Here is a 22097-nt window from a genome sequence, read left to right on the forward strand (position 1 = left end):
TCGGACAGGGACAGCGAGAGGGACGCCGATGTCCGCACGACCACGAATCGAGGCACAGGCCGCGTCGGTGACGCGAGAGCGCGCTGATCCGCCGGGGCTGATCGGGGTGCTCCTCGGCGACTTCGAACCGTTCAGCACGGAGGTGCTCCAGGGCGTGGCCACGGCCGTGCGCGGTACCCGGTTCGATGTACTGGCCGGTAGCGGGGCGAGCGGCGGAGAACTCGAATCGCTGCAACGGCTCATCGACGCGCGGGCCGACGGGGCGATCCTGGTGACACCCACCTCCGTGATCGCGTCGTCGTGCCTGCCGCTCGTGGTCGTCGATCCGCTCACCGCGCAGACCGAGCTGCCCTCGGTGACCACCGACGACTTCGGCGGGGCCCTGCTCGCCACGAGTCACCTGATCGGGCTCGGCCACCGGCGGATCGGCTTCATCGGCGGCCGCCCCGACCTGGAGTCGTCGCACCGCCGCGGAGCCGGCTACCAGCGGGCGCTCGCCGATGCCGGCCTCGCCTACGACCCGGGGCTCGTGCGGGTAGGGCACTACCGCCACGATCCCGCGCTCGCCGCGGCGCACGATCTGCTGCTCCTGCCCGAGCGGCCGTCCGCGGTGTTCGCGGCGAACGACGCCTCCGCTATCGCCGTCATCGAGACGGCGCGCGCGCTGGGGCTCTCGGTGCCGCTCGATATTTCAGTCGTCGGCTATGACGATGTGCCGGACGCGTCCCGGATCGTGCCCGCGCTGACCACGATTCGGCAGCCGCTGCACCGGGTAGGGCGCGCGGCGGCGCGGGCGCTGATGACGCTGATCGACGGCGGGAGCGTGCCGGAGCCGCACCCGCGCCTGCGCAACACACTCGTGCTCCGCGGGTCGACGGGGCCACCGCGGGGGGAGGAGGATCACGAGACGCGCGCTCCTCGATCCCCCGACACGCAGGCTGCGGGAATACGCTCGGCGCCATGAGTCAGCAGCGCACTCCGGTCACGGTCACGGTCACAGGAGCGGGAGGGACGATCGGTTATTCGCTCCTGTTCCGCATCGCCTCCGGTCAGCTTCTCGGTCCCGACATCCCCGTCCGCCTGAGCCTCCTCGAGATCCCGGCCGGACTCCGCGCCGCCGCGGGCACCGCCCTTGAGCTCCAGGATGGCGCCTTCCGCCTCCTGCACGGGATCGAAGTGACGGATGACCCGGCCGTTGCCTTCGACGGCGCGAACGTCGCGCTCCTCGTCGGCGCCCGCTCGCGCAGCGCCGGCATGGAGCGGGCCGACCTGCTCGCCGCGAACGCGGGCATCTTCGGGCCGCAGGGCGCAGCGCTCAACGCGCACGCCGCCTCCGATATTCGCGTGCTGGTCGTCGGCAACCCCGCGAACACCAACGCGTGGATTGCACGGCAGAGCGCGCCGGACATCCCGGCCGGTCGCTTCACCGCGATGACCCGCCTCGACCACAACCGCGCACTCGCTCAACTCGCGGCGAAGCTCGACAGCCCGGTCGGTGCGATCGAGGGCGTTGCGATCTGGGGCAACCACTCCGCCTCGCAGTATCCGGACGTCAGCCACGCGACGATCGGTGGCCGGCGGGTGACCGAGCTTGTCGACGCCGAGTGGTTGCACTCCGAATTCGAGCCGCGGGTCGCCAAACGCGGCGCCGAAATCATCGAGGTCCGCGGAACGTCGTCGGCCGCGTCTGCCGCCTCCGCCGCTCTCGACCATGTGCGCGACTGGGTCGACGGCACCGCCTGGACCTCGGCCGCGGTCGAGTCGGATGGCTCCTACGGCGTGGAAGAGGGGCTGATCTCGTCGTTCCCGGTGCGCTCGGTCGACGGCGAGTGGCGGATCATCGACGGCCTCGAAATCGATGCGTACTCACGCGCCAAAATTAACGAGTCCGTGCTCGAGCTGCGCGCCGAGCGCGACCAGGCCCTGGCGCACCTCCGTGCCTGACCCCTCAGCGGCGCTTCTCGGGAGCGGGGAGGGTGCCGGCGGTGCGGGCGGCGGCGTACCACGCGTGCGCTTCCTCCTGGCGCGTCGCCTCGGCGCCGGTCGCGATGGCGGCGCGGATGTGCTCGGGGGCATAGCCGAACGCGGCGACCAGGTCGGCGGCGTGCGGGCGAATGCGGGCGAGCAGGCGGTCGATGTAGGAGGTGACGGCGAGCGCCCGCTGCGAGGAGAGTCGGCCGTGGATGAGGTACCAGTCGAGGTGCTTCTCGATCAGGCCGAGCCCGAACAGGTCCCGGAGCCAGGTGAGGACCGTGCGGGTGCCTGCGTCCTCGATCCCGTCGAGCGCCTGCGTGAACGCCTCCCACTGGAGCAGCTCTGCGTGCGCGCGGGCCGCCTCGATCAGCTCGTTCTGCTGCGCGTTGAACAGGCGGGCGGCCTCGTCTGCGGGCAGCTTCGACGCCGGGCGCAGACGCGACGCGATGCCCGAGACCATGCTCTCGACACGGCCGGTCAGCAGCTCGCGCTGGTCCTCCCGCAGCTGTCCGACCGACCGGGCCGTCGATCCGCGGTCGGCGACGACCTGGGCGAGGCGCCGCAATCCTGAGGTGTCGACTGTCGCCTCCGCGACGTGGGAGGCGGCGTAGCGCGCCAGATCGGTCGGCTGCGCGTCCTTGAAACGGCGGCCAACATCGGTGAGCAGGCGCTTCGCGACGAGTTGGAGCAGCACGGTGTTGTCACCCTCGAACGTGGCGTAGACGTCGAGGTCGGCGCGCAGTTGAGTGAGGCGGTTCTCGGCGAGGAAGCCGGCGCCTCCGCAGGCCTCGCGCGCCTCCTGGAGCGTGTCGAGCGCGTGCCAGGTCGAGAGCGCCTTGAAGCCGGCGGCGAGGGTCTCGAGGTCCTGCCGGGACTCCTCCGTATCGTTCGCGCCCGAAAACACCTCGTCGAAGGCACGCAGCAGCTTCTCGTGCGCGAAGCCGGCGGCGTACGTGGTGGCGAGGCGCGGCAAGAGGCGGCGCTGATGGCGCTGATAGTCCAGCAGAACCTCCTCGCGCTCTCCCCCGCCCGTGAACTGGCGGCGCTGGTCGCCGTAGGTGACGGCAACGGTGAGGGCGATCTTCGCGGCGGCGACCGAGGCGCCGTCGAGCGAGACGCGACCCTGCACGAGCGTGCCCAGCATGGTGAAGAAGCGGCGGCCAGGACTCGCGATCGGCGAGGAGTAGGTGCCGTCCGCGGCGACGTCGCCATAGCGGTTGAGCAGGTTCTCGCGCGGGACGCGGACGCCGGTGAAGTGAAGCCGGCCGTTGTCGATCCCGTTCAGCCCGCCCTTGAGGCCGTCGTCCTCGCCGCCAACTCCGGGAAGGAACTCACCCTGCTCGTCGCGAATCGGCACGAAGAAAGCGTGGACGCCGTGGTTCACGCCGCGAGTGATGAGCTGCGCGAACACGACCGCCGCACGCCCGTCGATGGCCGCGTTGCCGAGGTAGTCCTTCCAGGCCGCGCGGAACGGGGTCCGCAGCACAAACTCGCCGTCCTCATACGTGGCGGTCGTGGCGATGGAGGCGACGTCGGAGCCGTGCCCCGTCTCAGTCATCGCGAAGGCGCCGGGGATCTCGAGGCTCATGATGCCAGGGAGCCACTTCTCGTGGTGAGGGCGGGTGCCCAGGTGCAGGACCGCAGCGCCGAAGAGGCCCCACTGCACGCCCGACTTGATCTGGAGCGAGGGATCGGCGGTGACCAGCTCCTCAAAGCCGGCGATATTGCCGCCGTGATCGGCATCTCCGCCGAGATCGCGCGGGAAGGCGCGGTGCACGCCACCCTCCGTGGCGAGGATGCGCATCTGCTCCGAGACGCGGGCGCGGTGCTCGTTCATCGGGAGCCCGTCGAGGCGGTGCAGGTCGGCGCGGGCCGTCAGCGCGCGGGTGGCGAGACGCTGCTCGCGCCACGCTCCAAGCAGAGTCTCGCCGAGGGCGGCCACGTCGACGGAGGGGGCGCCGTCGGCATCCAGGCGGGCGTCGACCTCAGAGCCGAGCGAGTCGATCGGCGGCGTCGGCGAGATGGAGCCGGTGCGGGAGCGGCGGAGCCGGGAGCGGCCGGTCGCGGCGCGATCAGCGGCATCGGCGGCGGAGCGAGGGTGGGGAGCGGTACTAACCATGGTGTTTGTGTCCCTTCGACCGTCTTTGGTGGGGACCGCTCCCGGCGCATCATGCGCCGGCGGGCGCGGCAGCGGAGGCGGTGTGAGCACGGTAGGCCGCGCGGCGCGAGGTCGGAAACGTTCCGTGGTGGGGGCACAAAGGGCGCCGGGCGGAGGCGTCGACGCGTTGTCGGAACTGGCCAGGCGGAGAGAGGGCGCCCCCGACAGCAGACGCCATCGTGAGCGGCGCGTCCAACGTCCGCTCTAACCTCACTACATGAGTTGGCTTCACCCCTCGTTTCGAGCTGCGCGGGGCGACGGAGCGCGACTCCTCGCAGGGAGCAGCGCTGGCGTCGTCGCGTCAGTGCTGGTGCGGTGACGCGCCAGGAAAGGCGGCTAGCGTCCGTCTGGGCAGAGTGGGACGACGTGAGTGATGATGAACTCCGCCGATCTGCGACGGTGCAGAAGGATCGTGTTCCGCGTCCGGGGTCGACCGCTGATCTCGTGGTGACGCTCATCCTCCTGCCCCTCGGCTTCGTCCTCACCGCCACGCTCTCCCTGATGGCGTTCGTTGCGGCGATGCTGAGTTCTCTCTACGGCGGATCCTCCTCTCACCCGTCCGCCACGACAGTGACGTTCGTTGTCGCGGCGGCCGTCTGGGTGCCCTTCCTCCTGGCTTCGGTGGTGTCGGTCGTTCGCCTCGCTCGGCGCCGGAGCGCCGCGTGGGTGCTCGTGATCGGCGCGGGCGGAACGATCGCGGTCACCGTGATCGGGGCGGCAGTGGGGCGCACCTGATGGTCGCAGAGCAGGACGATGCTCGGCGCGGCAATGATCCTGCGTTTCTGACCGCCGACCTGATCGCGACAGTGCTCCTGCTGCTTGCTCTCGTCGTTCTGTCACTGGTCCGATCGCACTGGTCCGATCGCACTGGTCCGATCGCTCGTCGGTCTGGTAGCGGGTACATGGTCGGCGCTCTGCTGGGAGGACCACTGCACTCGCGCCTTCTTCGACCCGGGCACTCTGGCCTCCCTCGGCGGGTTCTGGCTGATCGTGTACGCGACGGTCGTCGCGTCGGTCCTCCGATGGAGACGGCGCACGCTCGCGTTCGTCATTCCGCTTGCGGGCTGGCTGGCCTCGTCGGCCTGGTTTGAGTGGCTGGTGGGGATGTCGCCAGATCGTTGACAGCGACAACGAGTCGCGTGGCTCGAGGCCGCGGTGTCGTGGGGCCGACGCGCAGTGGGGAGCGGTGAGCCTCAGAGTATGAGCGAGCCGCCGCCCCTCCCCCGCCGCCGTGGCTCTTTCGACCGTGGCTCTTTCGAGGTGTGCGGGCGTAGACCGGCGGGCTCGCACCAGCGGATCGTGCACCGGTGAGCGTGGGGATCTCGTGGTGACGATCGTTCCGATCACCGCGGCGCTGGTGGTGACGATGCTGCTGTCGTTCTGCGGATTGTTCTACAGGTTGGCACGCGGCTGGGGCAGCGGATCGGTCGCCCGCGACATCGAGGGCACCTCGCCGCCGGAGCACACCGGCTGATCCGCACCTCCGCCTCCACAGGGGTCAGTAGCTGTCCCAACCCGGCTCCCAGTCAGGTTCGTCCGGCGGAACCCAGTCGTCCTCGGGCGGCTCCGCGGCCGACACCGGCGGACGGGACGGCTCGCCGGCGAACGAGGGTGTGGCCCCGCCTGAGCGAGAGCCGCCGCTGCGTGCGCTCGGGGGGCGGCGAGGAGCGGGCGCCTCATCGCGCGGCTCCGGTACGACGATCTCGGGGGTCTCTCCCGCGACGACCGCGAGCACGGCCTCGCCGTACGTGAGCAGCTTCTTCTGGCCGACACCGCCGATAATGCTGAGCGCATCCATCGTGGCCGGTTCGGTGGTCGCGATTTCGCGAAGGGTCGCGTCGTTGAACACGATGTACGCCGGGACCGACTGGGCACGTGCCTGAGCGGCACGCCACTCCCGGAGGCGCTCGAAGAGGGGCTGCGCCTCTCTGGAGAGTTCGGCGACAACGGACCGGCCGGAGCGCGAGGATCCGCTGGAGCGCGCTGGCTTCTCGGGCTCCTGCCGCAGCTCGACCTTGCGCTCGCCGCCGAGCACGGAGGCGGAGGCGGGGGTAATCACGAGCGTGCCGAAGCCGTCGTCGTTCACTCCGAGTAGGCCCTGCGCGAGGAGCTGGCGGGCGACTCCGCGCCACTGGGTGTCGCTGAGGTCGGCGCCGATGCCCCAGGTGGTGAGCGCGTCGTGCTTGTGCTGGGTCGTGCGCGGGGTGGTCTTTCCGCGCAGGATGTCGATGATGTGGCCGGCGCCGAACTGCTGGTTGCGCTCGCGCTTGAGTCGCACGACGGTCGAGAGGAACTTCTGCGCCGCGACCGTACCGTCCCAGGAAGCCGGCGGCTCAAGGCAGGTGTCGCAGTTCCCGCAGGCGGCGCTCTGCTGGCCGAAGTAGGCGAGAAGGTTGACCCGGCGGCACTGCACCGTCTCGGAGAGGGCGAGCATCGCATCGAGGTGCGCGGACATCCGCCTGCGGTGAGCAAGATCGCCGGGCGACTCGTCGATCATCCGACGCTGCTGGACGACGTCCTGCAGGCCGTAGGCGAGCCAGGCGGTGGAGGGGAGGCCGTCGCGACCGGCGCGACCCGTCTCCTGGTAGTAGCCCTCGACCGATTTAGGCAGGTCGATGTGCGCGACGAAGCGGACGTCCGGCTTGTCAATCCCCATCCCGAAGGCGATGGTGGCGCAGACGATCACACCCTCCTCGCGGAGGAAGCGCGATTGGGCGGCGGCGCGGACGCGGGAGTCGAGACCCGCGTGGTACGCGACCGCGTCAAAGCCCGCCGCGCGCAGTGCCTCCGCTGTCGCCTCGACGCTCTTGCGGGAGAGCGCGTAGACGATGCCCGCGTCGTGCGCGTGCTCACGTCGGAGGAAATCGATCAGCTGCTTGCGCGGCTCGACTTTGTTGACGATCCGGTACTGGATGTTGGGACGGTCGAAGCTCGAGACGAAGTGGCGGGCCGCGCCCAAGTGCAGGCGGGTCGTGATCTCGCGGTGGGTGGCCTCGGTGGCGGTCGCGGTGAGGGCGATGCGGGGGACGTCGGGCCAGCGCTCGGCGAGCTCGCCGAGCGCCAGATAGTCGGGGCGAAAGTCGTGACCCCACTGGCTGACGCAGTGCGCCTCGTCGATGGCGAAAAGGGCGATGCGCCCGCGAGCAAGGAACTGCTTCGTGCCCTCGTTGCCGAGGCGCTCGGGGGCGACGTAGAGCAGGTCGAGTTCGCCGGCGAGGTAGGCGCGCTCGACGCGGTTGCGCTCGCCCGCGTCCTGCGTGGAGTTCAGGAACTCGGCGCGCACGCCATTGGCGCGGAGGGCGTCGACCTGGTCCTGCATGAGGGCGATGAGCGGCGAGACGACCACGCCCGTGCCCGGACGGACGATCGCCGGGATCTGGTAGCAGAGCGACTTGCCGCCGCCGGTGGGCATGAGGACGACGGCGTCACCGCCGTGAATGACCTGCTCGACGATGGCCTGCTGCTCGCCGCGGAACGAGGCGTAGCCGAAGACCTTCTCGAGGATCGCCTGAGCCTCGCTCGCGCCGCTGTGCGCGGTGCCACGCGGCTCCGCCGGAGCGGCGGGCGTCGGAGAAGCGGCGAGGACGGTTGCGGTGGGGTCTGTCACGCGGGGAACTCTACCGGCCGCCTCCGACGCCGCCCCGGGTGCGCGGGGTTCTGTGGAGAGGGCAGTGAGGAGCGGGGTGTGGAGGGATGTTCGAGGGGGGGTCGGGTTGGGATGGGGTCGGGTCGCCGGGCGACAATCGGCTCGCAGGAACGGTTGAGGTTGTCACAGCGGGGGCGCCTCCCGAGACGGAGCGGGCTCAGAGGTCGGTCACGGTTCTGGCGTCGCCGTCCCACAAGCGGATGCCCGTGAGGCCGGCCGTGAACGGCTCGCCGAGCAGCGGTATGGCCTGGCCGAGCTGTTCGGCGCGGAGGCGGCGCGAGACGCTGATGTGCGGTGTCCATGACTCGGGGAGCGAGGTGCCGACGCCGCCCGGGACCAGGCGCGTAGTGCGAGCGTGCAGCGCTTCGAGGGCCGGGGAGCGAACGACGCCCCAGGCGAGCACGAAGCGGCCGACGTGCGGGAAGAGGAGGACAGCGCCGAGGTCGAGCGAGGCGGGCAGAGGGCCGAGCGCGCCGGGCTCGGGGGCGACGAGCTCGGGGCCCGCGACGAGGGTGAGATGCGGGCGGTTGCTGTCCGAGGTGTGCAGCGCGAGGCTCGGGATGCCGGCCGCCTCGAGTGCCTGCCACTGTCCGCGGACCCGCGCCTCCGACTCCGGATCGAGGAGCACTTCGATGCTGCGCATGCCCCTATCCTGCCGGAGCGGCTCGACCCGCCCCAACGCGCTAGCCGCGCACGCGAAAAGCCAAAAGTTGTCGCACTCGGGGGTCGAGTGCGACAACTTTTGGACAGTCGCACGACCGCGCGACCGGGCCGGGGCCGCGCGCGAGAGCCGGCGGAAGTGCGAGAAGCCAAAAGTTGTCGCACTCGGCGTCGAGTGCGACAACTTTTGGAGAGTGGGCAGGCGGCAGGCGCCGGGCGGAGCGGCGGCGCGGCGGAGCGGCGCGCCCGCGCTCAGCCCACCGTCACGAGGGCGGCGAACAGCTCGGGGGCGCGGCGGTCCACGATTCGCCCGCCGACGCGGATCCCGACGACGGCGAGCGCCGAGCCCAGCACCACTGCCACCGCTAGCGACATCAGGCCCGGCACCACGTCGCCGCGGATCAGCGAGATCGCGCCCAGCACGATCGACGGCACCGCGAGCAGGCCGGTCGCGGCCATGCTGCCGAGCATCACGACACTCGAGATCATCCCCGACCCGGGCGGCGTCTTCAGCGGACTGTCCCCCGGCGCCGGCACGGGATACACGACCAGCGAGGACGCGACGCTCGAGACGCCGAACCCACTCAGCACGAGCGCGAGCGACATCCCGAGCACGCCGGGCACGGCGTCCGGTCGCCCCGCGTACAGGCAGGTGCCGACGGTCACGACGAGCACCGCCGGGATGCCGATCAGGGCGGCGGCGATGACGCGACCGGCGCGATCGGCCGACCCCGTCACTCCTGAACTGACGTGCGCCGCCCATGCGGTGCCGTCGTAGGACACGTCGGCGCACAGGGTCACGCCGAAGATCAGCCCGATGAGCAGGCTCGACAGGATGACCAGCGTGCTCCCCCCGCCGCCGATCGCGGAGTAGAAGAACGCGAGAACGACGACTGCGGGCACGACCAGCAGGCCGCGGCTGTACCGGGGGTCCCGCCACCAGTAGCCGAGTGCGCGGGCGGCGACCGCACCTGTGGGAGTGCCGGGGAAGCGGGCAAACAGGCCAAGGCCCGCGGATCCGGAGGCGGAGTGCGCGCCCGTTGCGGCGGGCTCGGCGAGTGCATGGCGCAGCGCTCGCGCCCACGCCCACACGAGTACGGCGAGGGTCGCGAGTCCGATCAGCAGGCGCGCGATCGCCGCGACCCCGTCACCCGCAACGACGGAGCCCGGTACGGCCCAGATCGCGCCGAGCGGCGACCAGCCGAGGGCGGTCGCGATGACGGGGAGCACGTCGAGGCCGCCGCGGATCACGTTCGTGAGCCCGACGAACAGGGGGCCGAGGAGGATGACGACGACGAGCACGACTCCGCCGATGACTTCGCGGTAGCGGCGGCTCGAGCCCAGCCCCGTCGTCAGCGCGCCGATCAGGCGGGAGGCGACCACGCAGATCGCGACCCCGATCACCGCCGAGACGACGGCGGGGAGGATGCCGACAGGGTTGCTCCACCAGGCGGCCGCCGACGCGAGCGCGCCGAGCATGGTCACGAGTCCGGGGATGCCCGCGAGTCCGGCCGCGGCGAGTCCGATCATGAGGGTGCGCAGCGGGATCGGGAAGGTCGCGAGAGTGGGCAGGTCGAGGCTCTGGTCGGAGCCCGACACGAAGATCGGCCCGAGCACCCAGCCCAGAATCAGCACGGATCCGCCGAGGATCACCGCAACGTTCGCGAACGCCGGGTCCGTCCCGCCGAGCGCGACCAGCCCCGTGAACACCAGGGCGAGCACGCCGATCGCGTAGAGGCCGCCGACGATGACGCCGATGAGCTGCCAGACGTTGCGCGTCAGCGAGTTGCGCAGGAGGAGCAGCCGCAGCCTCAGGAGATGCGCAACCATGCCGGTCCCTCCTGGTGGGTGCGGCCGCCGACCAGCTCGACGAAGCGCTCCTCGAGGCTGGAGCCGGAGCGGACCTCCTCGAGGGTGCCCGAGGTGAGGACGCGGCCGTCGGCGATGACGGCGACGCGGTCGCACATCCGCTCGACCAGGTCCATCGAGTGGGAGGAGACGATCACGGTGCCGCCCGACGCGACGAAGCCGGTCAAAATGTCGCGGATGTTCGCGGCCGACACGGGATCGACGGACTCGAACGGCTCGTCCAGCACGAGGAGGCGCGGGGCGCGCACGAGGGCGCAGGCGAGAGCGATCTTCTTGGTCATGCCCGCGGAGTAGTCCACGACCAGGGTGCGGTCGGCCGGGTCGAGGCCGAGCAGCGCGAGTAGGTCGTTCGTCCGCTCGATCACGGTCGGCCGCTCCAGCCCGCAGAGCAGGCCGTAGTAGGTGACGAGCTGGAGCCCGGTGAGACGGTCGAACAGCTTCACGCCGTCGGCGAGAACGCCGATCAGCCTCTTGGCCGCGAGGGTGTCCTTCCAGACGTCGACGTCGTGGATGGTGACGACGCCGCTGTCGGGGCGGAGGAGGGCCGTGGCCATCGAGAGGGTCGTGGTCTTGCCTGCTCCGTTGGGGCCGACGAGTCCGAAAAAGGAGCCGGCGGGGACGTCGAGGTCGATGTCCTTGACGGCCTCCTTGTCGCCGAAACGCTTGCGCAACCCGCGGAGACGCAGGGCGATCTCGCCGTGGCGGCCGGTCGCCTCCGGAGCTGCCCACGCCGGGTGGGCGTCGGCCGGTGTCGTCGCGTCCATATATGTCCCTTCAGGGCCGCGGTGCGCAGCCGCCACGTCAAAATAGACGCTCCACCCCCCGCGCACATCCGCCGCACGACGGACTCTCCTGCCCCACGCCCCCGAACTGAGTTGCCCGAGCCTGCACTCGACACGCCGAGAGGGACGACCATCTCGGACGTCTCAGCGACGGCACCGAATCTCGGCGACGGCACGGAGGCGGACGGCGCGCCTACGCTGGGACAATGCCCACGCTTTTGCTCGTCCGGCACGGGCGTACCACCGCTAATACCGCCGGGATACTTGCCGGGCGTACCGCTGGAGTGCGACTCGACGAGGTGGGCCGCGCGCAGGCCGCGCGCACAGGAGACCGACTGGCGGCTGTCCAACTCGCCACAGTGGTATCGAGCCCTCTTGAGCGGTGCCGACAGACCTCGCGATTCGTGCTCGAGCGGCAGAGCGGATCGCCCGCGACCGTGATCGACAAGGGCATTACCGAGTGCGATTACGGGCAGTGGCAGGGCCGCTCACTCCGGGATCTCGCGAAGGAGCCGCTGTGGGCGACCGTGCAAAACCAGCCGTCGGCGGCTGTTTTCCCGGACGGTGAGGGATTGCTGGCGATGCAGGCGCGGGCGGTCGGCTCGATTCGAGGGCACGACGCGGCGGTGGCCGAGGAGCACGGGGCCGGCGCGGTGTGGGCGGCGGTCAGCCACGGGGACACGATCAAGGCAATCCTCGCCGACGCGCTCGGGATGCATCTCGACCTGTTCCAGCGATTGAGCGTCGGGCCTGCGTCCGTGTCGATCATCCGCTACGGCTCGGGGCGGCCCGAGGTCGTGGCGATGAACACGGAGGCGGGCGACCTGGGATGGCTGCGTGCGGCGGCGCCGGTGGCGGATGCTCCTGTCGGCGGTGGCGCCGGGCACGAGTGAACGGGTGACGCCGACACGAGTAGGGGGAACGTGGTTCACGTGGGGATAAGGGCGGCTGCGTCGCTTCTTCCCATCGCCCTTTCCGCACATTCTTCTCGCACTCTGCCTTCGGAGTGCCCGCCTACGGCGAACGCTTGTGCACCAGCGGCGCCGTGAGCCTCGTCAATTGCTCCTTCCAACTCACGTCGATTCTCCCCTCACCCCCCTGGAGGGCCGGAGAAGTGGCGGCCCGTAACTATAGCGTTCGGAGCATGGAGTTCGGAGACTCCGGCGCTCCGGTGGTAAGCATGGACGGCAGGCTCTACGGCATCTTTGTCGTTGCAGGGGACAATCGAAACGTGGGCCTCATGGGCTACCTGCCCATGGACGTCATCCTGCAGGATCTCGGGTACGCCTACGGCCTCGCACCGGCGTAGCTCCAGCGTCGAGCCCCCTTCCGCGCATTCTTGTCGCAATTTCCGCACACAAGCGGAAAGGGTCGACATCGGTTTCTGTGCTGAGGCGATCCTCATGGCATAAACATGCTTCCCTCCTCTCGAAGGCCATATAGTCACCGAGGGCAACTCGCAGAGAAAAAGCTACAGACGAAAGCTGTGGCGCACGATTGGCGAACGCACCAGAGAGGCGATCATGACGCTCACCCGTTCAGTGCGCCGAGTACTAGCGCTTGTCGTCGCGGTCTGTGGCTGCGCGACTCTCGCGACCCTTGGTTCGGCCGCTCCTCCGACACACGCCCAAAGCCTTCGTCACCAGATCCCGATCGTGGCGGGTACGGCACTAGGGCTACCCGGCGCTCGCCAGTGCACAGTGGGCGCTGTCCTCAAGTCCAGGACCTGGTCGTCGCTCGCAACGCCATTTCGACAAGCGACCCGCTACGCCGTGCTAGCCAAGCACTGCGCTGTCGTCGGACGGCAGATCAGAGTCATTCGCGAGGTCGTCGGCACTGTAACTTGGGCGTCGCCGACCTACGACGTCGCACTCGCCACCATTCCTCCATCAACGGTGCAGCGTCCGATCTGCGCCGGAGCATCGCAACTGCACCATTGCACCATTCCCGCTGCCACCCCGCGGGCAGTCGGCAAAATCATCATCACTAACTTCTCCGAGCCTGAGGCAGTACCGATCTCGGGCATCGGAAGCCCCTCCCCCGACGAGCACTTCTGCACCAGCGGTTCGGTCAGCTTCGTTAACTGCGGCTTCGTACCCGCCGGAGTCCCCCCAGAAGGATGGAGCACCGGTGAACTGGCCGCACGAACCACTAACGGTCGGAACGTCATTATGGGAGACTCGGGAGGGCCCGTCATGAGCGTCGGCGGGACTCTGTACGGAATAATCGCCATGGGCGGGTTTCCCGGGTATCGAGACATGATGGGCTACCTGCCGATAGAGACCATCTTCCGAGACCTCGGGTACGAGTACCAACTCGCACCCGCTTAGGGATCCTCTCATCCATGCGACGACTGATGCGCACTCACAAGAAAGGCGTCCCATGCAGTCCCTCCGTTCGCTGCGTCGCATCGTGGCACTCCTGGCGGGCGTCTGCGGCATCGTCGCTCTCGTCAGCCTCGGCCCCGCTGTACCGGCCGCGAAGGCACAATCCCTCCGCGACCAGATTCCGATTGTCGGCGGCACCGCCCTAAGACTGCCGGGAGCACGATTGTGCACCGCGGGCGCAGTGCTTGAATCGCGCAGTTGGATATCGCTCGTCGCACCGATCGCGCGCGCTACCCGCTACGTCGTCCTGGCCAAGCACTGCGCCGCCCTGGGAGAGGAGATCAGAGTCGGCAATGCGGCGGTCGGCACAGTGACATGGACATCAACGACCTACGACGTCGAGATCGCGACAATACCCCCGTCAACGGTGCAACGACCTCTCTGCAGCGGCGCCTCTCAGCTGCACCACTGCACCATTCCCCCCGCGACCCCGAAAGCAGTCGGCCGGACCATCCTCGACCTCGGCGGGGGCCCACAAGCTATCCCCGTGACCCGCATCGGACTTCCGACAGGGAACGAACAGTTCTGCACCAGCGGCGCCTTCAGCTTCACGGACTGCAGCTTCCACCGAATCGACTATCCACCCAGGCGGGGGGTAGTCGGCCAAGCCACCGCCCGCGGTGGAAGCAGACGCGGCCTCGTTCCGGGAGATTCGGGAGGTCCGGTCGTCAGTAAAAACGGCACGCTCTACGGCATCATCATGGCTAAAGGGCTTGACCTGAACGACGGTCTGATGAACTACCTGCCGATACAGCGACTCTTCGAAGACCTTGGCTACGCTTACGAGATCGCGGCGGCATAGTGATGGAGTCGGCGGTCCGCAAAGGCGCCGCGCGTGTGGGCCGCTGACGCGGCCATTCCCAGGCGAAGCCGCGCGAAGCCTTGAGCGTCACAGCCGCCTCCTCGAGTACCCGAGAGCTCACGACCGATAATGAGTAACGACCGATGATGAGAAAGATACGTTCATGAATATCTCCCGCTCACTGCGCCGCATCGTGGCACTCCTCGCGGGCGTCTGCGGCATCGTCGCTCTCGTCACCCTCGGTCCCGCTGTACCGGCCGCGAAGGCACAATCGCTCCGCGACCAGATTCCGATTGTCGGCGGCACCGCCCTTGAAGTGCCAGGAGCCCGCTGGTGCACCGCGGGCGTTGTGCTCGAATCACGGAGCTGGGTGGCATTAGCATCACCCGCCTGGCGCGCGACTCGCTATGTCGCACTGGCCAGACACTGCGCCCCCCTGGGGAGTGACATCAAGGTCGACGGCGCTGTCGTCGGCACCGTCACCTGGGTGTCCTCGACATACGACCTCGAGATAGTGACAGTCCCGCCGTCGACGGTGCAGAGGCCCGTCTGCGTGGGAGCGTCTCAGCTCCATCACTGCACTATTCCGCCCGCCACCCCGAGAGCAGTCGGCCGGATCATTCTTGGCGGCGGCGGACGCCCGCGAGCCATTCCGGTCCGCGGTAAAGGAATCCCGGCAAACGGTGAGCGCTTTTGCACCACCGGCGCCGCCAGCTTCGTGAACTGCTCCTTCTACACCGTCTACGTCCCACCCCACCAGCGAGACTTAATCCCAGCGGCCGCCCGGAGTTACAGCGAGTTCGGCATCGTCGGCGGGGACTCGGGAGGTCCGGTGGCGAGTACCATCGGCACAATCTACGGCATCATTCTCCTCGAAGGTTACGGTCGGCAAGCAGGCTTGATGGCATATCTGCCGATTGATCTCATCTTCCAGGACCTCGGCTACAGCTACGACCTCGCACCGGCCTAGCGGCAGAGTCGGTGGGCGCCCTTGCGGGCACCGGCGCCGGGCGGGACGAGGTCACGCGACGTCGCGACCAGCAGAGGACGACCCGTTCACCCCCCGAAAGAGGCGGTGCAAGGAGCCGCGCGGGGTGGATATCGGGCTGCGAGCCACCCTCTGAGTCGATACTCACGTGACGGCCACGTTTTCCTCGGAGCACAGGCTTCATCTTTTCTCGTCACTCTCCGTGACAGAAGCCGGGGCGAGCACCTGCGAAAAGCCGGGAACTGCCGATTCAGTTCCCTCTCGTCTGGATGCGGTTCATCGAGCACCGTTCCGGCTGAGGGGAACGAGTCGAAAGGCAGTCATGCTACTCATCCGGTCACGGCGCCGCATCGTGACGATTCTCGCCGGTATCTTCGGCATAACCACTCTGGCAACCTTGTCTCCAGCTGTCCCTCCGGCGACTGCCCAGTCCCTTCGGGATCAAATTCCCGTTGTCGCCGGAACCGCGCTCCAACTGCCCGGTTCCCGCTTGTGTACCGCGGGAGCCGTGCTCGAGGCCAAAACCTGGATGTCGAGAGCGACTCCGGTCGGACGCGCGACCCGCTATGTCGTCCTGGCCAAGCACTGCGCGGGCATCGGGAGTGCCGTCACGGTCGGCGGTCAGGTTGTCGGCTCGGTGACCTGGGTATCGTCCACCTACGACCTCGCGATAGCGACGATCCCGCCGTCCCAGGTACAACGACCGGTCTGTAGCGGAGCATCCCAACTGCACCACTGCACCATTCCCGCCGCCACTCCGAGAGCAGTCGGCAGGATAGTCCTGCATAGCGGGCCGCTTCCGGCCGCCGTTCCCGTTCTCGGTTTTGGCGTCCCGGCCGCCGGCGAGTTCTTTTGTACCAGCGGCGCCGTGAGTTTTGTCCTCTGCGGATTCGCCTCCGTTCCCATTCCGCCGATGTGGTGGCCAGTTGGCGCGGTAGCGGCCGGCACCTACGACGGCCTCATGCCCGTTCCTGGCGACTCCGGCGGACCCGTCGTGAGCTACGGCGGCAGGCTCTACGGAATTATCCTCTCGGGAGCAATCAACGAGTACACGGGCACCCTGGCGTATCTGCCCCTCCCGCTCGTCCTCCAGGAACTGGGCTACATCTACGGTCTCGCGCCGGCCTAGCGGTGACGCTGATGGCGGATGCGCGAGAGAGAATGACGACTCGGTCACTGAATCGACCTTCATAGGTCCAGCAGGCGGCCTGATTGCTACCGCATTACGGCGACTCATTCTCGCGGGAGAATCGTGCTGACCCGACGACGAGGAGTTGCTCCAGCGACGCGAAGCCGTCGCTCCCGACCAGAAAGAGCCCCATGCGCATCGCCTTACTCACGCGAGGCAGAGCGGCGTTGTTTGCCGGGACCTGCGTTGTCGCACTACTGAGCCCCATTTTCGGACTGCTTGGCCCCGCCATTCCTGCCGCGAATGCCCAATCCATTCGGAGCCAGATTCCGATCATGGCCGGAACCGCCCTCGACGTGCCGGGCACTCGTCGCTGTACGGCGGGCGCTGTGCTGCGCTCCAGAAGCTGGATCTCGCTCACAACGCCCTTCAGACGAGCGACCCGATACGTCGTCCTCGTCAAGCACTGCACAGACCTCGGGAACCCGATTAAGGTCGGCGGCGAGGTCGTCGGCTCTGTGTCCTGGGCATCGTCGAATTACGACCTCGCACTGGCGACGATCCCGCCGTCAACGGTGCAGCGACCCATCTGCTCCGGAGCATCGCAATTGCACCACTGCACCATTCCGGCTGCCACTCCGAAAGCAGTCGGCAGGATCATCCTCCATGACGGATCGACGCAACGTGACGTCGCGATCCCCGGTACCGGAGTCCCGGCCGTCGGCGAACGCTTCTGCACCAGCGGCGCGGTGAGCTTAGTGAACTGCAGCTTCCGATCTGTCGATGTTCCTAGTAGAGGATGGGATCCCGGTGCAGCAGCAGCCCGTACCTTCAACGGCCGCAATGTCATCCTAGGAGACTCCGGAGGGCCGGTGGCGAGCGTCGGCGGAAGGCTCTACGGTATCATCATCTCACGAGGAACGCTAGAGTTCGGGTTCCTGGAGATGTTGGCATATGTGCCGATGTTTGTCGTCTTTCAGGACCTCGGCTATACCTACGAACTCGCACCGGCCTAACGGCAGCACTGCGAGCAGACGAGACCGACAAAAGAGTTCGGTGGCCGTTCCGAAATCGGACTGCACCACGTCTCGATCTCTCCGCTGTGCCAATACTCATGCGATGGGCACATCTTCTTCACTGACGAGTTCGATAATCACTATGCACCGTCCGTAATGTATGTCACCGAGAGTTGCCAGAATTGGTAACGGACGAGCGATGAGCAGAAAGGCATCCATGATCATCTCCCGTTCACTGCGCCGCGCACTCCTCGCCGGCATCTGCGGCGCCGCACTACTGACGTCTCTCTGTCCTGCGGCCCCCGCGGCGAATGCCCAATCCGTTCGCGACCAGATTCCCATCGTGGCGGGCACAGCCCTCAGGGTGTACGGCTACTACCGGTGCACGGCGGGCGTCGTGCTCCAATCGAGAAGCTGGGTTTCGCTCGCAACACCCATCGGACGAGCGACCCGCTATGTGGTCCTTGCCAAGCACTGCGCCGACTACGCCGATCCCATCTCCGTCGATGGCCAGGTCGTCGGACGGGTGAGCTGGCGGTCGCCCACTCACGATATTGAGTTAGTGACGATACCCCCGTCCGTCGTGCAGCGGCCAGTGTGCAGCGGAGCATCCCAACTGCACCACTGCACCATTCCACCCGCCACTCCGCGGGCACTCGGCAGGATCATCCTTAACAGCATCCCGCCTGGAATCGCTGTTCCGATCGTCGGCTTCGGGGTCCCTGCCGTCGGCGAACGCTTCTGCACCAGCGGCTCCAGGACCGATATCAACTGCGCATTCGAGATCACCGACATTCCGCCCGGCCAATCTGAATCGGGTCAGGATTTCGCCCGCACGATGAACGGCGTGACCCTCCAGCCCGGAGATTCAGGAGGACCCGTGGCGGGCGTCAACGGCAGGCTCTACGGAATTATTTCCAAGCGGGGGAGCGATAACAACAGGGACATCATGGGCTATGTACCGATGTTCGTCGTCATGCAAGACCTCGGGTATCTCTACGAGCTCGCCCCCGCGTAGTCGGCATGCCCGCTACCGCTGAGCTCTGAGAAAGAGGTTTTCATGATGGCCACCCACTCAGTCCGTCGTCCCGTCGCTCTCTGTGCCGGGATCTGCGGCTTCGCCCTTCTCGCGATACTCTGCCCGAGTCCTCCTGCGGCCACTGCGCAGTCACTCCGCGACCAGATCCCGGTCGTCGCCGGTACCGCCCTCGGTCTGCAAGGCGCTCACCGGTGCACAGCGGGCCCCGTACTCCGATCCAGAAGCTGGATCTCGAGAACCACGCCGGTCCGACGAGCGACCCGCTATGTCGTCCTCGCGAAGCACTGCGCCAACCTGGGCGACGAACTCACCGTCGACGGCACCGTCGTCGGCACCGTGAGTTGGGTCTCGCCGAATTACGACCTCGAGCTCGTCAATATTCCCCCGTCCGTCGTGCAGCGGCCAGTGTGCAGCGGAGCATCCCAACTGCATCACTGCACCGTTCCCGACGCCACTCCGAGAGCAGTCGGCAGAATCATCCTCAACAACGGACTGAGCCAGGAGGCTGTTCCTGTCCGTGGCTTCGGAATCCCGACCACCGGCGAACGCTTGTGCACCAGCGGATCCGTGACCTTCGTCAACTGCGCCTTCGGGCCCGTCGCTGTCCCTGCCATCGGGTTCGCTCCCGGTGACGCGACCGCCCTCACGTATAACGGCAACAACATCACCTCGGGAGACTCGGGAGGCCCCGTGGCAAGTACCACTGGCCGGCTGTACGGCATCATCCTCCGCTGGGGACTCCGCACATACCGAGGCATCATGGGCTATCTCCCGATGCCGACCATCCTTCAGGACCTCGGCTACAGCTACGGCCTCGCGCCAGCGTGACAACAGCGCCGATTTCCTTCCCTCTCACGCCCAAGAAAGACCCGCATGACAGTCACCTCCTCCGCGCTCCGCACCGTCTCTCTCTGCGCCGGAATCTGCGGCTTCGCGATACTTGCAACACTCTGTTCGGGTCCTCCTGCGGCCACTGCCCAATCGCTTCGCGACCAGATTCCGATCGTGTCCGGCACCTCCCTCGGAGTGCAAGGAATGCCCCGATGTACCGCCGGCGCCATCCTGAGGTCCAGAAGTTGGATTGCACGAGCGACACCGATCGGTCGAGCGACGCGCTATGTCGTCCTCGCGAAGCACTGCGCCAACCTGGGCGACGAGATCACCGTGGACGGCGCCGTCGTCGGCACGGTGAGCTGGGTCTCGCCGAACTACGACTTTGAGATAGCGAAGATTCCCCCGTCGACGGTGCAGAGGCCGATGTGTAGCGGAGCATCCCAACTGCACCACTGCACGATCACCGACGCCACGCCGAGAGCAGTCGGCAGGATCATCCTGGACGACTCAGCGGAGGGGGCCACTCCCATCCCCGGAATAGGAATCCCGGCCGCCGGAGAACGTTTCTGCACGAGCGGCGCTGTCACCTTCGTCAACTGCGCGTTCGAATCCATCGATGTTCCGGCTATCGGGTTCGCTCCGGGTGAAGTGGCGGCCCGCACCGTGACCGGCAACAACATCACAGCCGGAGACTCGGGAGGCCCCGTGGCAGGCCTGAACGGCAGGCTCTACGGGATCATCCTCCTCTGGGGAATCAATGAGTACACGGGAATCATGGGCTATTTGCCGATGCCGACCATCCTTCAGGACCTCGGCTACAGCTACGAACTCGCACCGGCATAGCGACAGTGCCGATTCCCTGTCACATCGAGCACGAAAAGGACCAAAATGACACTCACCTCCTCCGCGCGCCGCACAACCGCTCTTCTCCTCGGCATCTGCGGACTCGCGACCCTCATCACCCTCACTCCGGCGGTCCCTGCGGCGACCGCGCAGTCCCTCCGCGACCAGATTCCCGTCGTGGCGGGCACCGCCCTCGAAGTGCAGGGCGGTCGGCTCTGCACTGCGGGGGCCGTGCTCCGATCCGTGAATTGGTTCTCGCGAGCCTCGCCCATCGGAAGCACGACCCGCTATCTCGCGATCCCGGAGCACTGCGCCGATTTGGGCAACACCATCAAGGTCGGTGGTGAGGTCGTCGGCACGGTGACCTGGGTCTCCTCGCACTACGATCTCGCGATAGTGATGATCCCGCCGTCCAGGGTGCAGCGGCCGATCTGCAGCGGAGCATCCCAACTGCACCACTGCACCATCCCGCCCACGACTCCGCGAGCAGTCGGCAGGATCGTCCTCAACCGCGGCTGGACCCAACAGGCCGTTCCGATCCCCGGTGTCGGAATTGCCGCCGTCGGCGAACGCTTCTGCACCAGCGGCGCCGTCAGCTTCGTCAACTGCGCCTTTGAAGTCGCCGATACGGCAACCGCCGGGCTGCCTCCGGGTGAACTCGCCGCGCGCACGACCAACGGCATTTCCCTCCAACCCGGGGACTCGGGCGGGCCTGTGGCGAATGTCAGCGGCAGACTTTACGGCATCATTATCTCTCGGGGAGAAGACGACGAACGGGACATCATCGGATATCTGCCAATGGACATCATCTTCCGCGATCTTGGCTATGACTATGCGCTCGCTCCGGCGTAGTAGAAGCGCCGGGTGCGTCCGGCGCGGGCAATGGATACCCCTGAGGAATCACGCAGGCGGCGAGCGATATCTGCCCGCTGCGCATCACTGAGCCGATACTCACGCCACCGGCATATCCCCTCCACGGTGATGACATTAGGGTGACTTATCCCTTCCCCCTCAGCGAGCCTCGCCGCGGACGACCACCTTCCGAAAGACACCATGATTGCTCTCCATTCGACGCATCGCAGTTCAGCGCAACGCACCGTCGCGCTCCTTGCCGGGATCTGCGCCCTCGCACTTCTCGCGCTTCTTGGCCAGGCGGCGCCCGCCGCGACTGCGCAATCGCTCCGCGACCGAATTCCGATTGTTGCCGGCACCGCCGTGGGACTTCCGGGAGCCCATTGGTGCACTGCGGGGCCCGTACTCCAGTCCAGGACCTGGATGTCCCTTGTCGCTCCTGTCGCCCGCGCGACCCGCTACGTCGTCCTCGCCGGGCACTGCGCCGGCCTCGGCGACGAGATCACAGTCGGTGGGCAGGTCGTCGGGACGGTGACGTGGAAGTCGACGAACCACGATGTCGAGATCGTAAAGATCCCCCCGTCGATGATCTCCCGACCCATCTGCAGCGGAGCATCCCAGCTCCACCACTGCACCATCTCCAATCCGACCCCAAAAGCGGTCGGCAGGATCATCCTCGGCAGCGGCCCCCTTCCGGAGGCCGTCCCGGTTCGGGGCATTGGTGTTCCCGCTCTCGGCGAACGCTTCTGCACCAGTGGCGCTGTGAGCTTCGTCATCTGCTCCTTCGAACTCGAGGAGGAGATACCGCCGCCCTTTGGCACGTGGCGGCCGGATGAGATGGCCGCCCGGACCCACAACGGCTACAACACCGTCGACGGAGACTCGGGCGGACCGGTCGCGAGCATGGGCGGCAGGCTCTACGGCATCATCCTGGTGGGTGGGCGTGATCGAATCGCGGGCATCATGGGCTATCTGCCGATGGACGTCATCTTTCAGGACCTGGGTTACGAGTACGGACTAGCACCGGCGTAAGAGCAGCGCCGATCCCGGCCGACCGTGCCTGGACGACAGCGACGGATGCCCTGAGGATCCACGCACACAAGCATCGCCATGCCACG

General features: G+C 67.6%; 21 protein-coding genes. 16 read left to right on the plus strand and 5 right to left on the minus strand.

Annotated features, from left to right (window positions below; all coding sequences use genetic code 11):
- The first annotated feature begins 28 nt into the window (after positions 1-28).
- Together HRF29_RS08265 and HRF29_RS08270 are read left to right on the plus strand one after the other, a co-directional pair.
- Positions 29-964, plus strand: a complete 936-nt coding sequence (locus tag HRF29_RS08265; RefSeq protein WP_173247373.1) for a LacI family DNA-binding transcriptional regulator — start codon at positions 29-31, stop codon at positions 962-964.
- Entirely contained in the window at positions 961-1944 is a 984-nt protein-coding gene (locus tag HRF29_RS08270) for a malate dehydrogenase (protein ID WP_173247376.1), read from the plus strand. Before HRF29_RS08265 ends, HRF29_RS08270 begins: the two co-directional genes overlap by 4 nt.
- 4 nt (positions 1945-1948) lie before the next feature.
- On the opposite strand, the gene HRF29_RS08275 is transcribed toward HRF29_RS08270, so the two are convergent.
- Positions 1949-4093, minus strand: a complete 2145-nt coding sequence (locus HRF29_RS08275) for an acyl-CoA dehydrogenase family protein (RefSeq protein WP_173247379.1) — start codon at positions 4091-4093, stop codon at positions 1949-1951.
- A 405-nt stretch (positions 4094-4498) separates the two neighbouring features.
- Between HRF29_RS08275 and HRF29_RS08280 the strand changes: the two genes are divergently transcribed.
- Together HRF29_RS08280 and HRF29_RS08285 are read left to right on the plus strand one after the other, a co-directional pair.
- The gene (locus tag HRF29_RS08280) at positions 4499-4867 is read left to right on the plus strand and encodes a DUF6264 family protein (protein ID WP_173247382.1); all 369 of its coding nucleotides are present in this window, start codon (positions 4499-4501) and stop codon (positions 4865-4867) included.
- A 592-nt stretch (positions 4868-5459) separates the two neighbouring features.
- Complete coding sequence (locus tag HRF29_RS08285) at positions 5460-5606, plus strand: hypothetical protein (protein ID WP_173247385.1); 147 nt, start codon at positions 5460-5462, stop codon at positions 5604-5606.
- A 24-nt stretch (positions 5607-5630) separates the two neighbouring features.
- Here the strand turns inward: HRF29_RS08285 and recQ are convergent, their stop codons facing one another.
- The 4 genes from recQ to HRF29_RS08305 form a co-directional block, all read right to left on the minus strand.
- Positions 5631-7739: a DNA helicase RecQ gene (gene recQ / locus HRF29_RS08290; RefSeq protein WP_173247388.1), complete on the minus strand. Its 2109-nt coding sequence runs from the start codon at positions 7737-7739 to the stop codon at positions 5631-5633.
- Between the two features lie 196 nt (positions 7740-7935).
- Positions 7936-8421 carry a 2'-5' RNA ligase family protein gene (locus tag HRF29_RS08295; protein WP_173247391.1) on the minus strand — a complete coding sequence of 162 codons (486 nt, stop codon included), beginning with the start codon at positions 8419-8421 and terminating at the stop codon, positions 7936-7938.
- 269 nt (positions 8422-8690) lie between these two features.
- Positions 8691-10268 carry a transporter gene (locus HRF29_RS08300; RefSeq protein WP_173247393.1) on the minus strand — a complete coding sequence of 526 codons (1578 nt, stop codon included), beginning with the start codon at positions 10266-10268 and terminating at the stop codon, positions 8691-8693.
- Positions 10250-11071 carry an ABC transporter ATP-binding protein gene (locus HRF29_RS08305; protein ID WP_173247396.1) on the minus strand — a complete coding sequence of 274 codons (822 nt, stop codon included), beginning with the start codon at positions 11069-11071 and terminating at the stop codon, positions 10250-10252. Before HRF29_RS08305 ends, HRF29_RS08300 begins: the two co-directional genes overlap by 19 nt.
- Before the next feature lie 224 nt (positions 11072-11295).
- Between HRF29_RS08305 and HRF29_RS08310 the strand changes: the two genes are divergently transcribed.
- The 12 genes from HRF29_RS08310 to HRF29_RS08365 all read left to right on the plus strand — a co-directional run bounded on the left by HRF29_RS08310 (position 11296) and on the right by HRF29_RS08365 (position 22011).
- Entirely contained in the window at positions 11296-11982 is a 687-nt protein-coding gene (locus HRF29_RS08310) for an MSMEG_4193 family putative phosphomutase (protein ID WP_173247399.1), read from the plus strand.
- 251 nt (positions 11983-12233) lie between these two features.
- On the plus strand, positions 12234-12398 hold the full coding sequence (locus HRF29_RS08315) for a hypothetical protein (RefSeq protein WP_173247402.1): 165 nt from the start codon (positions 12234-12236) through the stop codon (positions 12396-12398).
- A 214-nt stretch (positions 12399-12612) separates the two neighbouring features.
- Positions 12613-13419 (plus strand): trypsin-like serine protease, encoded by an 807-nt coding sequence (locus HRF29_RS08320; protein ID WP_173247405.1) that lies wholly within the window; start codon positions 12613-12615, stop codon positions 13417-13419.
- Positions 13420-13471: 52 nt separating this feature from the next.
- Entirely contained in the window at positions 13472-14278 is an 807-nt protein-coding gene (locus HRF29_RS08325) for a chymotrypsin family serine protease (protein WP_173247408.1), read from the plus strand.
- Positions 14279-14441: 163 nt separating this feature from the next.
- Positions 14442-15248 (plus strand): chymotrypsin family serine protease, encoded by an 807-nt coding sequence (locus HRF29_RS08330; RefSeq protein ID WP_173247410.1) that lies wholly within the window; start codon positions 14442-14444, stop codon positions 15246-15248.
- Positions 15249-15795: 547 nt separating this feature from the next.
- Positions 15796-16395, plus strand: coding sequence for a chymotrypsin family serine protease (locus HRF29_RS08335; protein ID WP_173247413.1), 600 nt, complete (start codon positions 15796-15798; stop codon positions 16393-16395).
- A gap of 191 nt (positions 16396-16586) precedes the next feature.
- Entirely contained in the window at positions 16587-17411 is an 825-nt protein-coding gene (locus HRF29_RS08340; protein WP_222929619.1) for a S1 family peptidase, read from the plus strand.
- A gap of 217 nt (positions 17412-17628) precedes the next feature.
- Positions 17629-18429, plus strand: coding sequence for a chymotrypsin family serine protease (locus HRF29_RS08345; protein ID WP_173247419.1), 801 nt, complete (start codon positions 17629-17631; stop codon positions 18427-18429).
- 45 nt (positions 18430-18474) lie between these two features.
- On the plus strand, positions 18475-19278 hold the full coding sequence (locus HRF29_RS08350) for a chymotrypsin family serine protease (RefSeq protein ID WP_173247423.1): 804 nt from the start codon (positions 18475-18477) through the stop codon (positions 19276-19278).
- Positions 19279-19485: 207 nt separating this feature from the next.
- On the plus strand, positions 19486-20127 hold the full coding sequence (locus HRF29_RS08355) for a chymotrypsin family serine protease (RefSeq protein WP_173247426.1): 642 nt from the start codon (positions 19486-19488) through the stop codon (positions 20125-20127).
- Between the two features lie 45 nt (positions 20128-20172).
- Positions 20173-20979: a chymotrypsin family serine protease gene (locus tag HRF29_RS08360; protein ID WP_173247429.1), complete on the plus strand. Its 807-nt coding sequence runs from the start codon at positions 20173-20175 to the stop codon at positions 20977-20979.
- Between the two features lie 423 nt (positions 20980-21402).
- The gene (locus HRF29_RS08365) at positions 21403-22011 is read left to right on the plus strand and encodes a trypsin-like serine protease (RefSeq protein WP_173247432.1); all 609 of its coding nucleotides are present in this window, start codon (positions 21403-21405) and stop codon (positions 22009-22011) included.
- Positions 22012-22097: the final 86 nt, after the last annotated feature.

The sequence above is a fragment of the Rathayibacter agropyri genome, assembly GCF_013249015.1.
Classification (GTDB): Bacteria; Actinomycetota; Actinomycetes; order Actinomycetales; family Microbacteriaceae; genus Rathayibacter; species Rathayibacter agropyri.

Bases quoted from the DNA above. Each gene is read 5' to 3' on its own strand.
- HRF29_RS08305 (WP_173247396.1), bottom strand. From the start codon at position 11,071: ATGGACGCGACGACACCGGCCGACGCCCACCCGGCGTGGGCAGCTCCG.
- HRF29_RS08295 (WP_173247391.1), bottom strand. From the start codon at position 8,421: ATGCGCAGCATCGAAGTGCTCCTCGATCCGGAGTCGGAGGCGCGGGTC.
- HRF29_RS08365 (WP_173247432.1), top strand. From the start codon at position 21,403: ATGTCCCTTGTCGCTCCTGTCGCCCGCGCGACCCGCTACGTCGTCCTC.
- HRF29_RS08340 (WP_222929619.1), top strand. From the start codon at position 16,587: ATGCGCATCGCCTTACTCACGCGAGGCAGAGCGGCGTTGTTTGCCGGG.
- HRF29_RS08335 (WP_173247413.1), top strand. From the start codon at position 15,796: ATGTCGAGAGCGACTCCGGTCGGACGCGCGACCCGCTATGTCGTCCTG.
- HRF29_RS08360 (WP_173247429.1), top strand. From the start codon at position 20,173: ATGACACTCACCTCCTCCGCGCGCCGCACAACCGCTCTTCTCCTCGGC.
- HRF29_RS08350 (WP_173247423.1), top strand. From the start codon at position 18,475: ATGGCCACCCACTCAGTCCGTCGTCCCGTCGCTCTCTGTGCCGGGATC.
- HRF29_RS08275 (WP_173247379.1), bottom strand. From the start codon at position 4,093: ATGGTTAGTACCGCTCCCCACCCTCGCTCCGCCGCCGATGCCGCTGAT.
- HRF29_RS08355 (WP_173247426.1), top strand. From the start codon at position 19,486: ATGCCCCGATGTACCGCCGGCGCCATCCTGAGGTCCAGAAGTTGGATT.
- HRF29_RS08315 (WP_173247402.1), top strand. From the start codon at position 12,234: ATGGAGTTCGGAGACTCCGGCGCTCCGGTGGTAAGCATGGACGGCAGG.
- HRF29_RS08270 (WP_173247376.1), top strand. From the start codon at position 961: ATGAGTCAGCAGCGCACTCCGGTCACGGTCACGGTCACAGGAGCGGGA.
- HRF29_RS08330 (WP_173247410.1), top strand. From the start codon at position 14,442: ATGAATATCTCCCGCTCACTGCGCCGCATCGTGGCACTCCTCGCGGGC.
- HRF29_RS08310 (WP_173247399.1), top strand. From the start codon at position 11,296: ATGCCCACGCTTTTGCTCGTCCGGCACGGGCGTACCACCGCTAATACC.
- HRF29_RS08325 (WP_173247408.1), top strand. From the start codon at position 13,472: ATGCAGTCCCTCCGTTCGCTGCGTCGCATCGTGGCACTCCTGGCGGGC.
- HRF29_RS08300 (WP_173247393.1), bottom strand. From the start codon at position 10,268: ATGGTTGCGCATCTCCTGAGGCTGCGGCTGCTCCTCCTGCGCAACTCG.
- HRF29_RS08265 (WP_173247373.1), top strand. From the start codon at position 29: ATGTCCGCACGACCACGAATCGAGGCACAGGCCGCGTCGGTGACGCGA.
- HRF29_RS08345 (WP_173247419.1), top strand. From the start codon at position 17,629: ATGATCATCTCCCGTTCACTGCGCCGCGCACTCCTCGCCGGCATCTGC.
- HRF29_RS08320 (WP_173247405.1), top strand. From the start codon at position 12,613: ATGACGCTCACCCGTTCAGTGCGCCGAGTACTAGCGCTTGTCGTCGCG.